Source organism: Herbaspirillum sp. GW822-FHT03A08 (assembly GCF_058801885.1).
The window spans coordinates 148,090-166,642 of record NZ_JBXANR010000003.1; the positions used below are offsets into that span (position 1 = coordinate 148,090).

15 protein-coding genes are annotated in these 18,553 nt (G+C 60.7%); 5 read left to right on the plus strand and 10 right to left on the minus strand.

The annotated features are described in order from the left end of the window. The first annotated feature begins 15 nt into the window (after window positions 1–15). Complete coding sequence (locus tag AC1RN6_RS09805) at window positions 16–411, plus strand: MerR family transcriptional regulator (protein ID WP_493004971.1); 396 nt, start codon at window positions 16–18, stop codon at window positions 409–411. A gap of 230 nt (window positions 412–641) precedes the next feature. After that, entirely contained in the window at window positions 642–1,151 is a 510-nt protein-coding gene (locus tag AC1RN6_RS09810) for a GNAT family N-acetyltransferase (RefSeq protein WP_493004973.1), read from the plus strand. Window positions 1,152–1,176: 25 nt separating this feature from the next. Here AC1RN6_RS09810 and AC1RN6_RS09815 read toward each other — a convergent pair whose 3' ends face one another. Both AC1RN6_RS09815 and AC1RN6_RS09820 read right to left on the minus strand, forming a co-directional pair. Beyond that, window positions 1,177–3,696, minus strand: coding sequence for an aldo/keto reductase (locus AC1RN6_RS09815; RefSeq protein WP_493004975.1), 2,520 nt, complete (start codon window positions 3,694–3,696; stop codon window positions 1,177–1,179). Between the two features lie 30 nt (window positions 3,697–3,726). Then, window positions 3,727–4,674 carry a glycosyltransferase family 2 protein gene (locus AC1RN6_RS09820; protein WP_493004977.1) on the minus strand — a complete coding sequence of 316 codons (948 nt, stop codon included), beginning with the start codon at window positions 4,672–4,674 and terminating at the stop codon, window positions 3,727–3,729. Between the two features lie 220 nt (window positions 4,675–4,894). On the opposite strand from AC1RN6_RS09820, the gene AC1RN6_RS09825 reads away from it, so the two are divergent. Genes AC1RN6_RS09825 through AC1RN6_RS09835 form a run of 3 tightly spaced genes read left to right on the plus strand, consistent with a single transcriptional unit; the run spans window position 4,895 to window position 8,333 of the window. After that, a complete protein-coding gene (locus tag AC1RN6_RS09825; protein WP_493004979.1) occupies window positions 4,895–5,701 on the plus strand; it encodes a WecB/TagA/CpsF family glycosyltransferase in 807 nt (268 codons plus the stop codon). Then, window positions 5,698–7,107: an undecaprenyl-phosphate glucose phosphotransferase gene (locus tag AC1RN6_RS09830; RefSeq protein WP_493004981.1), complete on the plus strand. Its 1,410-nt coding sequence runs from the start codon at window positions 5,698–5,700 to the stop codon at window positions 7,105–7,107. The genes AC1RN6_RS09825 and AC1RN6_RS09830 overlap by 4 nt, the downstream gene beginning before the upstream one ends. Window positions 7,108–7,139: 32 nt before the next feature. Beyond that, window positions 7,140–8,333 carry a GNAT family N-acetyltransferase gene (locus AC1RN6_RS09835; RefSeq protein WP_493004983.1) on the plus strand — a complete coding sequence of 398 codons (1,194 nt, stop codon included), beginning with the start codon at window positions 7,140–7,142 and terminating at the stop codon, window positions 8,331–8,333. Here the strand turns inward: AC1RN6_RS09835 and AC1RN6_RS09840 are convergent. From AC1RN6_RS09840 to AC1RN6_RS09875, 8 genes are read right to left on the minus strand one after another with little or no spacing between them, the layout of a single operon-like run. Continuing rightward, window positions 8,290–9,063, minus strand: coding sequence for a polysaccharide deacetylase family protein (locus AC1RN6_RS09840; protein ID WP_493004985.1), 774 nt, complete (start codon window positions 9,061–9,063; stop codon window positions 8,290–8,292). The two genes, AC1RN6_RS09835 and AC1RN6_RS09840, sit on opposite strands and share 44 nt — an antisense overlap. A gap of 42 nt (window positions 9,064–9,105) precedes the next feature. After that, window positions 9,106–10,245: an acyltransferase family protein gene (locus AC1RN6_RS09845; protein ID WP_493004986.1), complete on the minus strand. Its 1,140-nt coding sequence runs from the start codon at window positions 10,243–10,245 to the stop codon at window positions 9,106–9,108. Next, window positions 10,242–11,633, minus strand: coding sequence for a hypothetical protein (locus tag AC1RN6_RS09850; protein ID WP_493004988.1), 1,392 nt, complete (start codon window positions 11,631–11,633; stop codon window positions 10,242–10,244). The genes AC1RN6_RS09845 and AC1RN6_RS09850 overlap by 4 nt, the downstream gene beginning before the upstream one ends. 4 nt (window positions 11,634–11,637) lie before the next feature. Further along, window positions 11,638–14,028 carry a capsular biosynthesis protein gene (locus AC1RN6_RS09855; RefSeq protein WP_493004989.1) on the minus strand — a complete coding sequence of 797 codons (2,391 nt, stop codon included), beginning with the start codon at window positions 14,026–14,028 and terminating at the stop codon, window positions 11,638–11,640. Beyond that, a complete protein-coding gene (locus AC1RN6_RS09860) occupies window positions 14,025–15,422 on the minus strand; it encodes an O-antigen ligase family protein (RefSeq protein ID WP_493004990.1) in 1,398 nt (465 codons plus the stop codon). Before AC1RN6_RS09860 ends, AC1RN6_RS09855 begins: the two co-directional genes overlap by 4 nt. Next, window positions 15,406–16,332: a glycosyltransferase family 2 protein gene (locus AC1RN6_RS09865; RefSeq protein WP_493004991.1), complete on the minus strand. Its 927-nt coding sequence runs from the start codon at window positions 16,330–16,332 to the stop codon at window positions 15,406–15,408. The genes AC1RN6_RS09860 and AC1RN6_RS09865 overlap by 17 nt, the downstream gene beginning before the upstream one ends. Further along, window positions 16,329–17,648 carry a lipopolysaccharide biosynthesis protein gene (locus AC1RN6_RS09870; protein WP_493004993.1) on the minus strand — a complete coding sequence of 440 codons (1,320 nt, stop codon included), beginning with the start codon at window positions 17,646–17,648 and terminating at the stop codon, window positions 16,329–16,331. Before AC1RN6_RS09870 ends, AC1RN6_RS09865 begins: the two co-directional genes overlap by 4 nt. Continuing rightward, a complete protein-coding gene (locus AC1RN6_RS09875) occupies window positions 17,603–18,553 on the minus strand; it encodes a polysaccharide biosynthesis tyrosine autokinase (protein ID WP_493004995.1) in 951 nt (316 codons plus the stop codon). The genes AC1RN6_RS09870 and AC1RN6_RS09875 overlap by 46 nt, the downstream gene beginning before the upstream one ends.

Sequence of the window (18,553 nt, forward strand, 5' to 3'; positions counted from 1 at the left end):
CGTACACCCACACTCATGAACGAACGCGTTAATAAACCTGCGGTGATCGTCTTGCCGCCGATTCCCGCCAAGCGCTATTTCACCATCGGTGAAGTCAGCGAATTGTGTGGCGTGAAGCCGCATGTGCTGCGCTACTGGGAACAGGAATTTACCCAGTTGAAGCCGGTCAAGCGCCGCGGCAACCGACGCTATTATCAGCATCATGAAGTCCTGCTGATCCGCCGTATCCGCGAGCTGCTTTACGAGCAAGGCTTTACCATCAGCGGCGCCCGCAACAAGCTGGACGGCCATCTCAATGAAGACCAGCCGGAAATCGTCGAAGAGATCGAAATCTCGATGGGCGCGGAAGAGATTGAAGTCATGCGTACCGAGCTCACCGGCATTCTGGAGTTGCTCCGGCCGCGCGTGTGAACTGATGCCGGATGGTTGATGCCAACCGCCACGCGTCTTTATCGCTACCAATAAGCTGCCGTCGGCAGCTTATTGACGTTTACGCGACCAGCACGCGTCCAGCTTTTCTCGGACAGTGAGAAAACAATATCACTGAATTTGAATGGAAGCAGCTTGCAATGACGACGACAGCAAGAACGACCGCTGACTCAAATACGAACTCAGATGCGAATTCAGGCGCGAATTCAGTCATGAATTGGCGTGCCATGCAGGCGCATGATCTTTCGGCAGTTGTCGCCATCGCAGAGCAAGTGCATCCCGATTATCCTGAGTCGCCGGAAGTGTTCGCCGAGCGCCTGCGGCTATTCGCCGAAGGCTGCCGGGTGGCCGTCGATGGCGAGGGCCGGGTGCATGGCTACGCCATCACGCATCCCGCCAGGCTGGGCCAACCGCCGGCCTTGAATTCCTTGTTGCGTGTTTTACCGCCGCAGGCTGATTGCCTCTACCTGCACGACGTAGCGCTCAACGGCGCAGCGCGTCAACACGGGCTGGGTGGGAAGCTGGTGGAATTGATCAGGCTGCATGCCGTGACGATGCAGGTTAGCCATGCAGCGCTGGTGGCGGTGAACGATTCGGCAGGCTACTGGCGCCGGCGTGGTTTTTCGGACTACCCGCAAGCCGATGCCGCGTTGTTGAAAAAGATCGGCAGCTACGATGCCGCCGCGCAGTATCTGGTGATGGACGTCGCGCGGACCGTCTGAGTGCTTCGACGAATCCGATCAACAATTATTCCGCAGCCCGCGCCAGTGCCGCCACGCGTTCCACACGGCGCGTCGATACCAGAATCGAGCCGGTCGCATTGCGTTGCAATGCTTCTCGCAACACTGCCGCGCCATCCGCACCTTGCGGCGTACCGCCCGCCATATATCCATAGGTAAATTGCAGTGTGCGCTGATGGCGCAAGAGTGCGTCCGCCTGATGTTTATCCAGACTATCGCGCACCTGCACGATGTTCGTCAGCGACGGGCTGCCATCCAGCATGGCGGCGATCAGCGGTGCTTCTCCTGCAATGCCGAAATGGTGGATTTTTCCTGATTGCACGAGCGACTCCAGCCATCGCTGCCACTCCTCGGTCTGGATCAGCGTCTGCACCGGTTCATGCAGGAAGAGAATGTCCAGCCAGCCACGGCGCAACCGGCGCAGACTGTCTTCCAGGCTCTTCTGTGCAAGCGCAATGCTCCAGTCGACTACAGGTTTGTTCAGCGCCGGCAAGGCCTTGCCGGCAATCTTGCGCAACAGAATTTCCGGCACGCTGGGGCTAGCGCCGTTCGGGCCGTACAGGCCGACCTTGCTGGCGATGGTAATGCGTTGCAAGTCGGCGGTGGGGAGTTCACCCAGTGACTTTTCCGCCAGGCCGAAGCCGTAGTAGGGCGAGGTGTCGAAATGCGTGAAACCTGCATCCAGCGCAGCCGTCAGCAAAGCCTGACGCTGCTGAGGCTTGAACAGGTGATGCAGGCTGGCGGTGCCAAAAGACAGGCGAGTGACGTCCAGCGTCGTGCCTGGAATGCGAATGGACTGCATGCGAGTGGATCCTGTTGAAGACGGCGAGGATGGGTGGGGGCGAGGGGATTGGTTTGCCTGCGCAGGCGCAAGATCTTTGCTCCGGCCTGCAAGTTCGTCAGCCAGATGCGCGGCAAGACGCGCCGCCAGCGCCACCGCAAGGAAAGTAGGATTGGCTTCCCCGGTGGTCGGGAAGACGCTGCTCGACGCCACATACAGATTCGCCATGCCGTGTACGCGGCAATCACGATCCACCACGCCCATCTGGGGATCGTCATGCATGCGCGTGGTGCCGACCTGGTGGAAGCCGTCGGTGGCCTGTTCCATGACATGGCCGATACGCAGACTTTCGGGACGGTGATAGTCGAGTTTGCCTTTGTTGGATGCGCGCAGTTGGGTATCCAGGATGGCATGCGCTTTCAGCACCGATTCGGCGTCGTCGTGCAGATAGCGGAAATCGATTGTCAGGCGCGGCATGCCATGGACATCGTGCTCCTGATTCAGTACGACGCGGCTTTCCGGATTCGGGATCTGTTCGGCATGGTAGTTGAGCGCATAGGTGCCGCCCTGGTTGCGCAGCACGAAGCCGGGCTTGCGTACCGGCGACAGATAACGCAGGCGCAGGATGGTAATGATGTCGGTCGCCGCCTGCCATGGCCGGCGTAGAATATTCAGCACGTGCGCACCATAGCGATAAGGCGGTGGACCGACATGGCGCAGGCGGATCGCTTCCGAAATCATGCGTCGTCCGACTGCCGGAATCGACAGGCCGAGAAACACCATCGACAGCGTCGGATTGCGATGGCGCTCGTCATAAAACGCCGGATTATCAGCGAAGAACGACGTGTTAAGCACATGCTCGCGGCGTTGCGCTTCTTCCGACACGGTGAATCGCCGGCGCACATAGGTGCCGGTATCATCTGCAGAAAAATCAAGATCGGCAAAATCGTCGGGCTGGTTCAGCGCGATGCTGGCGATGCTGCCGAAGATATGTCCCATGTAATACCGCCCCAGCGGCCCGCCGATGCCGCCGAACAGCGATGGATGCATCTGCTGTACGGACAGCAGCAGGCGTGTTGTTTCCAGGCCGCCGCCGGCGAGGACGTAACGCCGCGCACGGACCTCAATCGGCATCTTCTTGTGGTGGACCTGCAGCGCGCTGACTTCCTGTTCCCTGTCGTCGAAGGAGAGGCCGGTGACAGTGGCATCGAACAGGATGCGTATGTTCGGCGAGGCCATGACGCGCGGGCCGAGCCGCGACACCAGTTTCGGCTGCCTGGCCCAGCGTTCCAGCTGCGACAGTTCGATATCGCCTTCGCCTTCAGCCATGCCGGGCCAGCGTTCGGGCGGCTTGCGGAATTCGGCCTTGCCGCAATCGAGATAGTCGGCCGCCCTGGCGTACCACGGCGCGATGTCTTCCAGCGCGAACGGCCAGCCGGAGTGCGGGACGTAATTGCGCGCTTCAAAATCGATGGCCTCAAACGGCACACAGCGGCCGCCCCATAGCCATGAGCTGCCGCCCAGCGCGCGGTTGGACGCCAGCTCCATGGGCGAGTGGGCTTTTTCATCGAGCACTGTGGCGCGCGACCATTCCTGCGTCGCGGTATTGTGTTCGGCGCCGCCGGACTCCAGCATCAGCACCTGCAATCCGCGCGCCTCCGCCTCCAGCGCGAGCGCCAGACCAACCGGGCCGGTGCCGACAATGCAGACGTCAACGGTTTGATCAGCCTGGAAGACCGTCAGCATCACCATAAAATCCCTGAGTGTGAGTGGTTCTTATTTTTTGCCGAGAATGAAATTCTTCAGCCGCGCCATCTGCCATTGGCGCAGATAGCGCCGGAATTCCATATTCTCGTAGCGCGGCAGGCGGCGCAGTCCCGACCAGAAGTAACTGAAAATCATCAGCAGGCCGCCGATGACGACCGGTTTTTCACGCATGCGGTTGATGCCGGTGGCAATGGCATACAGCGGGTGGTAACCCATGTACCAGTTGCCGCGGCCCCAGCGCAGACGTCCTTCGTAGATATGCTTGTCTGACGAACCCATGATGCGGTGATGCCACAGCCATGCTTGCGGATCGTAGTAGCAAAAGGTCTTCCAGCCTTTCATCCAGGCTGTGTGGACGTCGATGCCGTCCCATGACAGATGCTGGACGAAGCCGCCGATGTCTTCAAAGGCAGTGCGTTTGTAGAGCTTGAACTGACCCGCGACCTGTTCGTCGATGTGGCTTTCTTCGATGTACTGGCCGTCTTCAAAACGATAGACCTTGCCCGATACCGCAGCGAGCTTGGGGTCTTCGTCGAGCTTTTGGAACATATGCTCCAGATAGCGCGGGCCGAACGACATGTCGCCGTCGAGTTTGGCGATGTACAGGTAATCCTTGTTCTCGATATGCTCGACGCCGAAATTGAAGGCGGCGATAACACCGCCACCCAGTTTGCGAAATCCGCGGTTCTGGCGCGGCACCAGGCGGATGAAGGGATATTTCTCCGCATATTCGCGCACGATGTCAGGCGTGGTGTCGGCTGAACCGTCATCCACCAGAATCCACTCGACCGGACGGCAGGTTTGGGCCACTATGGAATCCATGGTCAGGCGCAGATACTTGGATTCGTCCCGTACCGGTGAAATAATCACCAGCGGGACAATGCGCGGATTGACGGCGGGAGGCGCTTCTACCGGTTCCAGTGGCTGCTGTCGGTGTTCTTGCATAGTGCCTTGCATGGTACCGTCCTTGTGCTTATCTTGTGAGATGTAAATTGGATTGAGATAGCGGCCAGTTCTGCTTATGCTGTCCGATCCGCGCAGTCAAATCAAGAATTAATCAGAAAACTCATGTCAAACAACAAGTACGCGTTTCATAATATTGTTAAAATGATATCAAATTAATCCTGAATTTCATTCGATTAAATTGATCTTTGTTTAATTTTCTGCGCTGGAACGGATGAAAAAACAGACTGTATTCCCTACGTCCCATCTGTTCGGACTCGATATCTGCGCTGCGAGTTTCAACCAGGCTGCGCATCAACTGATGACGCTCGCTGAACGTCGCGAGGGACCGCCTGCGATCGTCGTCACGCCGAATGTCGATCATGTGGTGCGACTCGATGCCGATGCTCAGTTTCGCTCGCTCTACGTACAGGCCGACTACATCTTCGCCGACGGCATGCCGCTGGTCTGGGCCAGCCGCATGAGCGAAGCGCCGCTGCCGGAACGCGTGACGGGATCGGATCTGTTCGTCGAACTGGCGCGCTCGGCCGCCAGACAGCAGGTGCCGGTATTTGTCATCGGCGGCATGCCTGGGCAGGAAGACATGCTCACAGCGGCCTTTGCGCGCGTCTACCCGGGTCTGCAGGTCGAGATGTATTGTCCCTCGATGCAGTTTGATCCTGCCGGGGCGGAAGGGCTGGAAGCGCTGCGTCGCGTCAATGCGTGCAAGCCGGGAGTCGTGTTCGTCTGCCTCGGCATGCCTAAGCAGGAGCGCTGGTCGTTTGCGCATAAGGACGAGATGCAGGCGGGCGTGGTGATGTGCGTCGGCGCGGCGATGGAGTTCGCGCTGGGCTTCAAGTCGCGCGCACCGCTGTGGATGCAGAAAGCCGGGCTGGAATGGTTCTGGCGGCTGGCTTCGGAGCCGCGCCGTCTGTGGCGCAGATACATCGTGCAGGGCTCGAAGTTCGCCGGTTTGCTGCGCCGCGAGCGGAAGCAGCAGCGTACAATCAAACTCAACAAGACGACAGGGAGCGGCCATTGAGCTTTTACTCTGACAAGCGCAACCATCACACTACCTTGCTCGGGCTTGCCGTCGGCGCAGCCTATGCCTTTACGATCATCCTGACGCTGGAGATCTGCGTCGCCATCTATCAATGGGCGGCGTTTTCGACATTTCATTTTGTGGCCGCCATTGCCGGAGTGGTCGGCTTCATCGTCTTCAGCGATCCGCGCCGCTACGCCGTCGAGAACTCGTCGATGATGGTGCATAACTTCGGCACCATCGTGCGGCTGTGGATAGGCACCTTCTTCGTGGTGGTGCTGTCGCTCTACCTGACCAAGACCGGCGAAGACTTTTCGCGCGTGGTGATGACGATCTGGCTGGTGGCGACGCCTTTCACGCTGGCGCTGACATCGCTGCTGTGCCGTTGGTGGGCGCTGCGCCTGTACACCGCCAAGGGGCAGCGCCGCACGGCGGTGTTCGTCGGTTTCAGTGAAGATGCGCAACGCTTGTCCGAATCCTTCCAGACGTCGAAGATGCTCGGCATTACCGCGCTGGGCTTTTTTGACAACCGCCAGGGAACACAGCGCGTGGGCTCTGAACTGCCGCGGCTGGGCAGCCTGATGGAAGCGATCACCTGGATCGAACACAATCCGGTCGACATTGTTTTCGTCGGCCTGGTGCATGCACGCGCCAGCGATATCGCGCCCGTCGTGGATGCCTTGCATGACTCGGTGTCGTCGGTCTATTTCGTGCCGGACTCCAAGATGTTCGGCCTCGGTCACATCCAATATGGTGAAATCGCCGGCACGCCGGTGCTGGTGGCCTACGAGACGCCTTTCATCGGCGTGACGCGGCTGCTCAAGCGCTTTGTGGACGTGATCCTGTCGTTCGTTATTTTGCTCTTGCTGAGCCCGATTCTGTTCGTCATCGCGATAGGCGTAAAGCTGTCGTCGCCGGGACCGATCGTGTTCCGTCAGATGCGATACGGCGTCGGCGGCCAGCGCATCGTGGTGTCCAAATTCCGCTCCATGCGCAACGATCCGCTGCCGCAGGAAGACGGTGAGGTCAAGCAGGCCACCGTCGGCGATGCGCGCGTGACGCCGTTCGGACGTTTTCTGCGCAAGACCTCGCTGGACGAGTTGCCGCAGTTTTTCAACGTACTCGAAGGCTCGATGAGCATCGTCGGTCCGCGTCCGCATGCGGTCCAGCATAACGAGCTGTACCGCAAGCAGGTCAAGGGTTACATGCTGCGGCACAAGGTCAAGCCTGGCATCACCGGCTGGGCGCAGGTCAACGGTCTGCGTGGCGAAACCGATACGCTCGACAAGATGCAGCGCCGTATCGAGTTCGATCTCTACTACATCCGCAACTGGTCGCTGGCGCTGGATTTCAAGATCATCCTGCGCACCGTGCTGGTGGTGTTCAAAGACCGCAATGCTTATTGAATCTACCGACGCTGCCAAGCTGCATATTGAATATGTCTCATGAAGTCGCCCGACACCTGCTGAGCGAACTGGCGCCGGATATCGCCGGCCGTTTTGCTGCGGGGACGGCGGTGCGCGTTCACTCTTCTTTCGAACACAGCGAGATGCGCTGGCGCGCGGCGCAGACAGCATGCGCAGCCTACGGCTTTCAGGCCTACGACTGGCTGGCGACCTGGCAGCGTGATCTTGGCGCGCGGCAGGGCTGGGAAGTCTGTATCGTCGAGCTGACGGATCTGGAAGACCGCACGCTCATGCTGCTGCCACTCGGGCGTCAACGCAAGAAGGGGATTCGCTATGCGGGTTTCCTCGGCGGCGAGATCACCGACTACAACGCGCCGTTGCTCCATCCCGATTTCGATGCCTCATACTTTGCTGCATTGTGGCCGGTCATCATCCGCTTGCTGGGCGGCGTCGACGTCTTCCGCGTCCGGCGCATGCCCTTGCATGTGGAAGGCGTTGCCAATCCGATGGTCTCGCTGCTCGGTATGGAGCATACCGAGCAGGCGCATGCGGCGACGCTGACGCCGACCTATGCCGAATTCCAGAAAGCCCGCAGCGCCAAAATGTTTGCCGACACGCGTCGTCAATTACGGCGTCTCAACGAACTCGGTACGGTGAAGTTGCTGATCGACGCACCGCCGGATCAGCGCGCAGCGGTGACCGCCGGGATGGCGCAGCAGAAAGCGCGGCGCTGGAACGAAACCGGCAGCCGCGATCTGTTTGCAGAACCCGGTTATCTGGACTTTTATCAGCATCTTGCGGCGCAGGGTTTGTCCGGCGGCGAGATCGTCGTGTCGGCCTTGTATGTCGACGACAACCTGGTGGCGACGCATTGGGGCATGCGCTACGGCAGCCGTTTCTACTGGCTCATGCCGGGCTATCAGGACGGCGAATGGGCACGCTATTCGGTGGGACGTATCTTGCTCGATGCCGTGGTCCAGCACTGCATCGCAGAAGGGCTGGCGGTGTTCGATCTGACCGTGGGCGATGAAGGCTACAAGATGCAGTGGGCCGATCATATGTTGCCGCTGTATGCCGGTCAACAAGGTCACAGCCTGCGCGGCAAGATCGTGGTGGCGCTGAGCGAAGCTTATCGGCAACTGCGTGCGCAGGCGCGCAACAATGAGCGTCTACGCAGTCTGGTCAGGCGTCTGCGCGGGCAGCGCTCTTCTCAAAATAATCAATAGCTGCATTTACCGGCAGCACCTTGCAGCCTGCGGCCAGCGCGGCAGCGACGGCATGTTCCAGACGATCCGGCGTATAGCCGAAACGGCTCGGCGGGCTTTCTACATCATGCGTATTGACGATCAGCCAACCTTTGCTGCGCGCAGTGCGCTCCAGCAGCGTTTCGTAATTTTCGGCATCTACCGGCAGGTCATACAGGCGGTGCGTCTTGAGTGCGTTCAGATCCGCGACCTGTTCATGCGTGCCGCCGCCGGTGACGCGGCTGGAACGGAAGCGCCTGCTGCAGATGCGCTTGGCGTTGTAGGCATACGCGCCGAACGGGTAGGCAAAATTCAACGTCCCGATATCCACGCCCAGTTCGGCGAGGAAGGCGGCGTTGCGGTCCAGTTCTGCTTCCAGCGCGTCGGCGCTGAGGTTGTCGCAGCGGATGTGCGAATAGCTGTGGCAGCCCAGTTCGTGGCCGTTGGCCAGCAGGGTTTGCAGATGTTCGCGGGTATGGCAGGGCTTGCCTTCTTCCATGCCCCCGGTCAGGCCGCCGGCAACGTAGAAAGTGCCGCGCACGCCATGGTGTTCCAGCGCGTGTGCGCCTGCTTCACATGCCGAGGCGGGTGCGTCGTCGAAGGTAAAGCTGACCACGCCGGTCTCCGCCTGCAGCGGCAGGAGGTTGCGGAAGGCATGCTGGGACAGTCGGCGACTGATACGCAGGGCAAGTTTGGACGCGGAATCGGTCATGAGTGTTTTCCGGTAGCGATGGCAATGATGTCAACTCGTCAATCAGTTGTCGACCACGTGCGCGCCAAAACGGCGGCGCCAGCGCAAGAACGGTTTCTCCACAAAATGGTAAGACGCTACGGCGAATACAAATGATAGCAGCACCGCCGTCAGCGCAAAGGGCGGAAAAGCCTGCCAGCCGATACGCTGCGGGCCAATGCTGCCGGGACCCCACCACATCTCCGCCAGTACGATGGCGATAGGGTGATACAGATAGAGCGAATACGACCAGCCGCCGACGCGGCGCATCGGTTTGGTTTCCAGCAACCGGGTTAAAGGCGTCACCGACGAGGTGAAGCAAATCGCGGTCATCAACGGCATCAGCGCCAGCCCCTGCAGCGAGTAACGCAGCGTGTCGCGAAAACCCGGATGGCGAATCACGAAGCACGCCAGCAGCAGCAGCAGGCACACCGCCTGCACCACGTGGCTGGCCGAAAAGCGCCGCCAGTGTTTTTGCGTATCGTTGGCCAGAATCAGCGCCAGCCACGCGCCATAAAGAATCGAATCGATGCGCGTATCGGTCGCCATGTAGATGTAATCGCTGCTGCCGCCGTTGCGGTGCACGATCACACGCCATACCAGCACCAGCACCACGCTGGCCGCCAGTGCCCAGGAGAAGCGGCGCAGATTGGCGGTCCCGGCCAGCAGCGCAACGCAGATGAAAGGGAAGACCAGATAGTATTGTTCTTCCACCGCCAGCGACCACAAGATGCTGAAGGGATCGAAGCCGTCGCGGCCCTGGCCGAAGTGGATGTAGATGCCGTAGTAGTTGGCGTAGTAAAACAAGGCCGAAAACACCTTGCCCCAGCCCATGATGCCGCCGGCTGCGCTGAACACCAGCGCCGCCAGAGCGACCGCTACCACCAGCGCGGGATATAGCCGGAACAAGCGCCGCACATAAAACCGTCCTACAGCGATGCGGCCATTCTGTGTGTGCTCAGCCAGCAGCAAGCGGGTAATAAGCAATCCGCTGATGAAGAAAAACACCGTCACGCCGAAGCCGCCGGGGATCGCCGTGCTGAATCCCAGATGCGCCACCAGCACCAGCAGCACAGCGCAGGCGCGCAAGCCGTCGAGGCCGGGAATGTAGTCGAATGAAGGTCGGGCGCTTGCCGCTGTATTCATGCCGGTGCTGGCCGTCATCGCAGATCCTCAATTTGTTGGCGCGCGCGGTTATAGCCTTGCTGGTTGTCGAAGTTGAACGGTCCGGTGATGTTGTCGAAGGTGTAGTTCAGACTGACTTGCACGGTGCTGCGCCGATAGTCGATATTGCCGCCCGATTTGGAGGTGGTCTGCTCACGCATGGCATCCACGCGCAGGGCCAGGCGGCGCGTGATGTCATAGTCGTAGCGGAAACCCAGCCGCAGCAGCTGATCGTCGCCGCTGGTCGGCGTGCTGATCTGCGAGGTGGCGAAGTTCTGTGATTTTTGCGATTCCAGCGAGGCCAGCAGCGACACACGTGTTTTCGGCGTGGCTTGCCACACGACACGTCCCTGTACGCCTTTGGTGATTACATAGAGACGGCTGTCGGCTTCGTCATTGGCTTGAGGACGATCCCAGATGCGGCCGTAGAAAGTGGTCTTGGCCGAATAGTGCCAGTCGATTCCCAGCTCGCCGGACACCAGCCGGCTGTCGCGGTTGGGCAGCGTGTTGAAGTGGCGCGCGATGGAACCGAGATGGGCGATGAACACGGTGTTCTCGGTATAGCGCCACGCAGCGTCGGTGAAGAACTCGGTGTCGGTATAGCCCGAGTCGAAGTCCGCAATATCCTGCGCCGTGCGATTCGGAAAACCGACGCGGTTGCGGCGCACGCCCGCCGACAGCGTCGACTTGGTGCCGGCGGTGTAGCGGATTGCCGCCTGGATCGCGTTGCTGTTCATGTTGTACATCTCAACCCGTCCCGGAATCATGTAGCTCAGGGTTTGCTGGGTCCAGGTCAGCGGCACGTCGAACCGATTGGTGACGCGATAGGCCACTTCGACATTGTCTTCGCGGATATGCGGAAACTCCGGTTCGACGTTGGAAATGCCGCGCGGCGGTGTCGTCGCGCTCGGCGCGATTTCGCCACCGAAGTAGTTGTACAGGCGATCATCGCTGCGATGGCGCAGGCGGCCGCGCAGCAGGTCGCTGAATTCCCAGGTGTAGATACCTTCGAACTGTTTCTTGGCCTGGTTCAGATTGTAAGGGCCGTTGCCGTTGAGATCGGTGTAGTTGCCGAATGAGCTGCCGTAATGCATCTGCGATATCGATGCCGTCAGCTGCAGATTGGTACGCTCGGTCGGCAGCGGCAAAAACAAAGCGCCGCGGATGTCTGTCGACCAGGCCGAGTCCGATGTCTTCAGCTTGTTGTCGCTATTGCTCGGAAACATGAAAGGGTTGTCGATGCGATACCAGCTCACACCGCTTTGCAGGGCGTATTCGGCAGTGGCACGCGCCGGTGACGACAGCAGCGACATGCCGAGTGCGGCACAAGCCAGCAGACCTGATCGGGCCAGCGGGGGCCGCCGTAGTGTTGTGTGTAGCGCTTGCATGGTTTTATTCATCGGCAATGACCTCGTACCAGGGGCTGGCCTGGGCAATATCTGCCTGGATATGGATGGTGGCGATACCGTTGTTCAGACTGGCGCGGCTGCCATCAAGCGCGGCCAGGCGCTTGCCGCTGCCGTCCAGTGGATAGACGCTGATGCGTCTGGCTTGCGTGCGCAGGCTGATACGCGCCTCATTGCGCTCCATCCAGACCGGTCCTTCGACATCGCGTGGACCGGAGGGTTTGTTGTTCATGCCCGCGTCCTGCTCCAGCGTCCACCATTTGGCGTCGCTCCTGTAGCGGATCAGTTCCTTCGGGCGCGGCGGCATGGAGCCGGGCTGGTTGCCGGTGACGGCGCTCGCTGCCGAGATCAGGATTTGCCGCGATGACACGAGCGGGCGGTTGTCCAGCGCCGTCAGCAGTACGCCGGTAAAGCCGCGGCTCTTGCCGAGCAATTCGATGGCGGCATTGTCGTCCCCGACGCGGCGTTTCATCAGGAAGCCGAAGAAGCCGCGTGCCTGCGGCGTACGCAGCTGGATGGTGCGCTGTTGCGCTTCAAATTGGAATTCGTTGTTGGCGGCGCGCAGCGGTGCAGTCGCCGGTGGCGTTTGCTTGTCGAGTTTGCCGGTGCCGGTCAGATCCATGCCCAGCCGCGCTTGCGTTGCCAGCTCCGGCGTGACGCCGTAACGTACGGACAGATGCGTTTCGAAGGCGCTCTGCTCACGCACCGCTGCGACTGCTGCACGCGCTTCTGCCCCGAAAGGAATTGCCGTCTGCTTCGGCAGCGTTCCGACCAGTCCGTTGCGGAACAGCATGGCGCTTTGTCCGGTGGCGGCATATTTGCCCCAGTCGCCGCTCAAGGTGAAGGCGGACGGTGTGGGGGCCCAGTTGTCGCCGTCGAGGTAGTCAAAGAAGAACAATCCATCCCAATCCTGCGCCGCGCCGATGGCTGCCATGAGCGGCTGGATCTCGCTGCCTTGCTTGTTGGGGAAGGGCTGGTTGTATTCACTCACGACGAAGGGCTTGCGGATATCGCGGCGCAAGGATAACGCCAGCAGACGGTTCAGTTCGCCATCGCTGGCGGAACTATTGTGAATGCGCCAGTCGTTGCGATCCCAGGCCGGGCCGGGAAAGTCGGGGTGATCGATGTAAAAGTGCTCATCGATGTAATCCATCTGCGCCTGTGAATCGAAGTTGAGCACGCCGCCATAACCCATCTGGGTTCCCGTCACCGGTACCAGCGCGTCGGTCTCGCTCTGCACGACCTGGCGCAGGCGATTGAAGTAGGCGCGGTCGGTATCCGCGAGGAAGAGCAGGAAATCGCGGATGCGCAGGGCTTCGCCGGAGGTATTGGGCGTGCCTGGATCGGCAGGGCCCAGCACCTTTTCGGTCAGCGACTTGAGTTTGCCGTCGAGACGATCGCGCCATTGGCCGACTTGCGAGGCATCGGTCGGCGTCAGCAACGGCACCGGCGAATTGGGCGACACACAGGTATTCCATGCCGCGCAGGCTTTGGCGGTAGAGCCATAGCGTTTGATCAGCCACTCCTGCCATTGCCTGCGCAGTTCTGCTTCGTAGGCCTTGGGAACTGCATCGCTCCATTCGCGGCGTTGCCAGGCGGCCAGCAGCGACGACTCATTGTTGATTTCCACCATCGCCAGCGCAGGGTTGTTGCGCAAGCCGAGTGCGCGGATCAACTGGCGTGCGTACTCTTCCTGAAGCGCGACCATGCGCGGGTAATAGACGTGGATGGGGGCGCCCAGTGGCGTGGCTTCAGAATTGCCGTCCAGCGGCGGTAATTGATCGATCGCGGGGCGGAAGCGATAGCCGACGTGCAGGTTGAGGTCGACGTAAATGCCTTGCTGCTTTAACGCATTGATGAAGTTGCGCAGACGGCTGACTGCCACCGGATTGAAGGTCGGATACGGGCCGGGTGTGAGCAGGCTACGTGGCGGGTTGTCCTGGGTGCCGGGACTGCTGTCCATGTGATGCAGGCGCACGGCGTTGATGCCCAGCTTGCGCAGGCGTTGCGCCAGCCGCACCGCGTCGGCGTCAGTAGGGAAATTGGTGGCAAAGCTCAGGTTGATGCCGTACAGACGCACGCGCGTGTCATCGGCCGTGTTGGGGCGATTATCGGCCCCGATGCGGTAAAAGTGGCCGTTGCGCACAAAGATGCGCGACCCGCCGTCCAGCGGCTGATTCATGGCGGAGCGATCTGGCGCGCCGGCCAGCTTGTCTTCGTCGATGGCGAAATTGAAATACGCGATTCCGTTGTCGCCGATGGTGAAGGCTGCGGGTGTTGTCTGCCCTGCCTGCGCGCTTGCCGGCAGCGGAAGCGCAGACAGCGCCAGGCAGCCGGCGGCCAGCATCAGTGCGCGCAGGTGCAGGGGCTTGCTCATGATCCGATTCTCCGCAGGGCGCTGTCGGAAGGTTGCTCCTGTTCGGCTTGCTTTGCCATTTCCACCTGTTCCATGCGATGCAAGGTCAGGCGTGCAGAAATCGCGGTTGACGAATAGATGAAGAAAATGTTCTGGAACAGCACGCCGCGAAACACTTCACTCTCGGACAAGTTACTGATCAGGATCAGAATCAGCATCGCCCAGTGGATGGCCGCTTCTTCGCGATCGATGCGCGTGAGCTTGACCAGATTGCGGATGTGGAAGACGAACACGCCGGCCATGATCACCAGACCGACGATGCCGAGCTCGTTGAGGATGTCGAGGTAGCCGTTGTGCGCTTGCAGCGGAATCCAGTGCAACGCGTTAATGATCATTTGCGACGGGCTGCCTTCACCCAGCCAGAAAGCGCCGTAGCCAATGCCGAACACCGGATGGCGCTGCACTTCCAGCAGCACCAGACGCCAGATGTCGGTACGGCCGGTGAGGTCGGTGCTCTTGTTGAACAAGGCGCCGAAGGGGGCGAACAGCTCGTTCCATTCAGGCAGGCGTCCGTTGATGACGTAGAAGATGTGGAAGCCGAGCAGGATGATGACCGCCAGGCTGATCGTCAGCTTGCGGCCGTCGAATTCGCCGGTCAGATAGCGGCGGCGGATCAGCAGATAAATCCCGGTACCCAGCGTCGCCACCAGAATCGCCGTGCTGCTCTTGGCCATCACCAGCATGAACAGGCTGAACAAGATGCCGAAATAGCAGATCGAGCGCGGGAAAGTCGTGCCCAGGCTCTCCTTGATCCACAGCACTACGCACAGGCCGGAGATCGCGCCCAGCGTATTTTTCTGTGTCAGGATGCCGCGCCAGGCGCCGCCCAGTTCATAGTCCACACCGATGCGCGGCATCACCAGCGACACCACAAATGAAAATGCCATCAGCGTCATCAGCGTGCCGAGCATGGTGCGGATCAGCTGCTGCTTGCCGCCAATCGGCGGTGAGATCGCGATGCCGACCAGCGTCAGGCCGATCAGCTGGATGCTGCGCTTGAGCGTGACGACCGGGTAGGGCGACCACAGGATGGTGATCAGACAATACAGGATGATGCCGATCAGCAGCGGGTTCAGATGCACTACGTGGCGCAGACTCCAGCCGCGGTTGCGCCAGGCCAGCCAGGCGCCGATCAGGAACACCGAACCGAACTCCATCTGGAAGATCAGCGAGCCTTCCGCATAGCTGCCTTGCGGGTCGGTATTGCCCCAGTTGAAGCCGGGCGGCAGCAGTGAGAACGTCATGCTCATGACGATCAGCAGGCGCACGAGAAACGGATCGATCTTGCTCGCGACCGGCGCTGATTGTTCCTGGGCCGGTCGCGCTGCGTCCAATTGGTCAGTTGCCGTATTCATGATAGCGATGGCCCGCGAGGGCGCTTAATTTGCCGCACTGTGCCAGCGTGGTGCGCAGCCAGCGGATCGACATGATGCGGGAAAAAGGAAACGCCGCCAGCGTCACGCCGGCGGCAATCAGCAATTGCAGCACCGCGCGCACGCCGAGCTGGGCTGCGCGCAGGAAGCGCTGTATGCCGTGCAGACGGGCGATTTCCGACAAGACGTAAGTTTGCCCGAGCCGGTACGAACGGCGCAGCAGCCAGTTCAGGTTGGCACGCTGGGCCGGGACTTCTTCACTGACGGTCGCTTCGTCGCACCAGACGAACTTGGCGCCGTGCGTCAGCATGTCGCGAAACAGCATGGTGTCTTCTGCGCCGGTGCGGCCAAAGGCGGCGTCAAACGGACCTGGAACCGCCATCAGCTTGCTGCGCCGGATAAGCACGTTGCCGGTACGGGCGTCTTTGGTTGTGATGACGGTGCCGGTGGCGAAGCGGCGGCGATTGAAGAAGTCGCCGTTGCGTATCCACGTCGGCGTGTCGTCGCGGTAGCGCGGCAGCACGGGGGCAAACACCGCATCGGCATCGTACTGGCGCTGCGTGGCGACCATGTGGCGGATCCAGTCCGGATCCGGCGCTTCGTCGTCATCGATGAACAGTACCCACTCGCCCTGGGCGGTATGTACGGCAGCGTTGCGCGCTTTGGCGATGTTGGGCGTGCTTTCATGCCGGGCGTGCAGTGGCATGGGAAAGTGCGCCTGCCAATCGCGCAAGACGGATGCCGCAGAGCCGGCCGGGTCGTTATCCACCACGACTACTTCGATGCGCAAGGCGTCGCAGGATTGTTCTGTCAGCGCAGCGAGCAACTGGTCCAGCAGTTCGGGACGGCGGAAGGTGCAGATGCAGATGCTGATATCGATGGGCGCCGTCATGTCTGTTTGCGCCTTAGCATAGGCAGAAAAAACGCCCAGATCAGCAACAGGTCGAACACTTCCACGATGATCAGAGACAGGATGGCACCCCAGGTGCCATACAGCGGAATGAATACGGCCGCGGAAATCAGCATGATGACCAGGCAGGCGATGCCGCTCAACAGCAGCAGCTTGTACTGGTCATTGCTGGTCAGCCAGGACGAGCCGATCCAGCGCGCCGCATTGATGGCAAAGTAGCCGCCCCAGGCCAGCACCATCGGCTCCAGCCCGTGATATTTGGCTCCCAGCACATGCGCCTGCAGCCAGGGCAAAGCCAGCCACAGGGCGATGACGTAGACGATGGTGACGATTTCGATGCCGGCGACCGAAGCCCAGGCCAGGCGGTCGAGATGCTTCCAGTCGCGCGCCGCAAACAGGCGGCTGACCATGGGGCGCGCCACACGCGACCAGGCCAGCACCGACAGCGAGATAGGCATCAGCAGCAGGCGCGAGGCGTTCAGATCCGCCGATGCGGCGACGCCGAGTACGGCCGCGGCCAGATACAGATAGCTGTAGTTGGTAGCCCAAGCCACCAGTGCGCCGGGTAAGGCCCAGCGTCCGCGTTGCATGACTTCGCCGACGGCGGCGCGGTATTCGGTCTTGTCCTCCGGCTGTGGAGAGGCAGGCGAGGCAAGCCCGTGGTCGGTGCTGCGCCACATGCCGGCAATGTTCGCCAGACCAAGCACCAGCAGGATTGCAGGCACGGTCAGATAGCCGACCAGCAGCAGGATGCCGACGCCGACCAGCACGCCGAGCGCATAGGAGACATCGGTATGCAGTACGCGGCGAGGGCGGGCTTCGATGAAGCTGATGCTGCGATGGTATTCACGCTGGGCGTTGGCGAGGATGTAGATGGCAAAGGCGACGCCCAGCCAGACCGGATGCGAATCGATTTTGGTGAGGGCGGCGATCACGGCGCTGCCGACGCCGAACAGGACCGCCAGGCCGATACTGAGCTGCCATTGAAAACGTAGCAGCAGCGTCGTCAGGCGTGCGCGTTCAGCGACTGTTTTGCCGGGGGCGATGGTGGTCAGCGGACCGGTGATCAACGCTTCGATCACGGTGGAGGCAAAGATGCCGGCGACGTACATCTGAGAATAAACGCCATAGGACTCTTTGGTGGCCAGACGGATCAGCACCAGACCCAGCGCAAAGTTCAGGCCGCTCAGCAGGGCCTGGTCGAGCAGCGACGCCAGTGAGTGCGTGAGCAGCTTCCGGCTGCTGACGCCACCTACCTGTTGAGAGGGCTGCTCAGCCATTTGCGCAGACGGTGCCATAGTTTCTTGCCCTTGCCTTCGAGCTGGTCGAACGTGTCTTCTTCGGCGAACTGGTTGTAGACCGTGCCGATGATTTGCGCCCCTGCGGTCTTCATTTGCGCTTGTGTCTGACGCAGGTCATCCAGGCGGGAATAGTGCTGTCGCGCCACCAGCAGACACATGCCGACTTGCTGCGAAATGGTCTGCGCATCAGATGATGTCTGCGCAGCCGGCGTGTCGACGATGAAGACATCGAAGTCGTTGGCCAGTTGCAGCATCAGGTTGCTCAGCGCCGGTTGCAGCAGGATTTCCAGCGGATTGGGCGGTTTCGGTCCGGCGTTGAGAATATGCAAATGCGGGAAGCCCTCAGCCAGACCGCCTGCGGAAATCTCGGTACGGCCGGCCAGCATGGTCGACAAGCCGGTCTTGTTTTCCACCCCGAACAAGAGATGTTGTTTGGGCGAGCGCATGTCCGCATCGATCAGCAGCGTACGCTTGCCCATTTGCGAGAACGCCAGGGCCAGGCTGGCGGCAAGATAGGACTTGCCTTCGCCTTCGGCGGTGCTGACGATGGCCAGAGAAATCTTTTCCTGATCGCTCAGGCGGATCGACAGCTCGGCGCGGATCTGGCGGATCGCCTCGGCTTCCATGCCGAACGGCGCCAGCGCGATGTCCAGCGACTTGTCCAGACCCTCGGTCGATACCAGCGCAGTCGCATAGTTGAACTGTTCGGATAGTACCGCCTGCACGTTTTGTTCGGTCAGCAGTCCGAGACGCACGGCGGCTTCGCCGAAGCGTATGTTGGCCGAGTTTTGCAGTTCGACGACGCGCGCGACCTGCGCCTCGGTCAGCAGGCCCGCCTCCACGAAGCGGGAGCCCATCTTGTCGGCAGTTGCCGCGCTGGTCGATGTAGTTTCTGTTGCCAT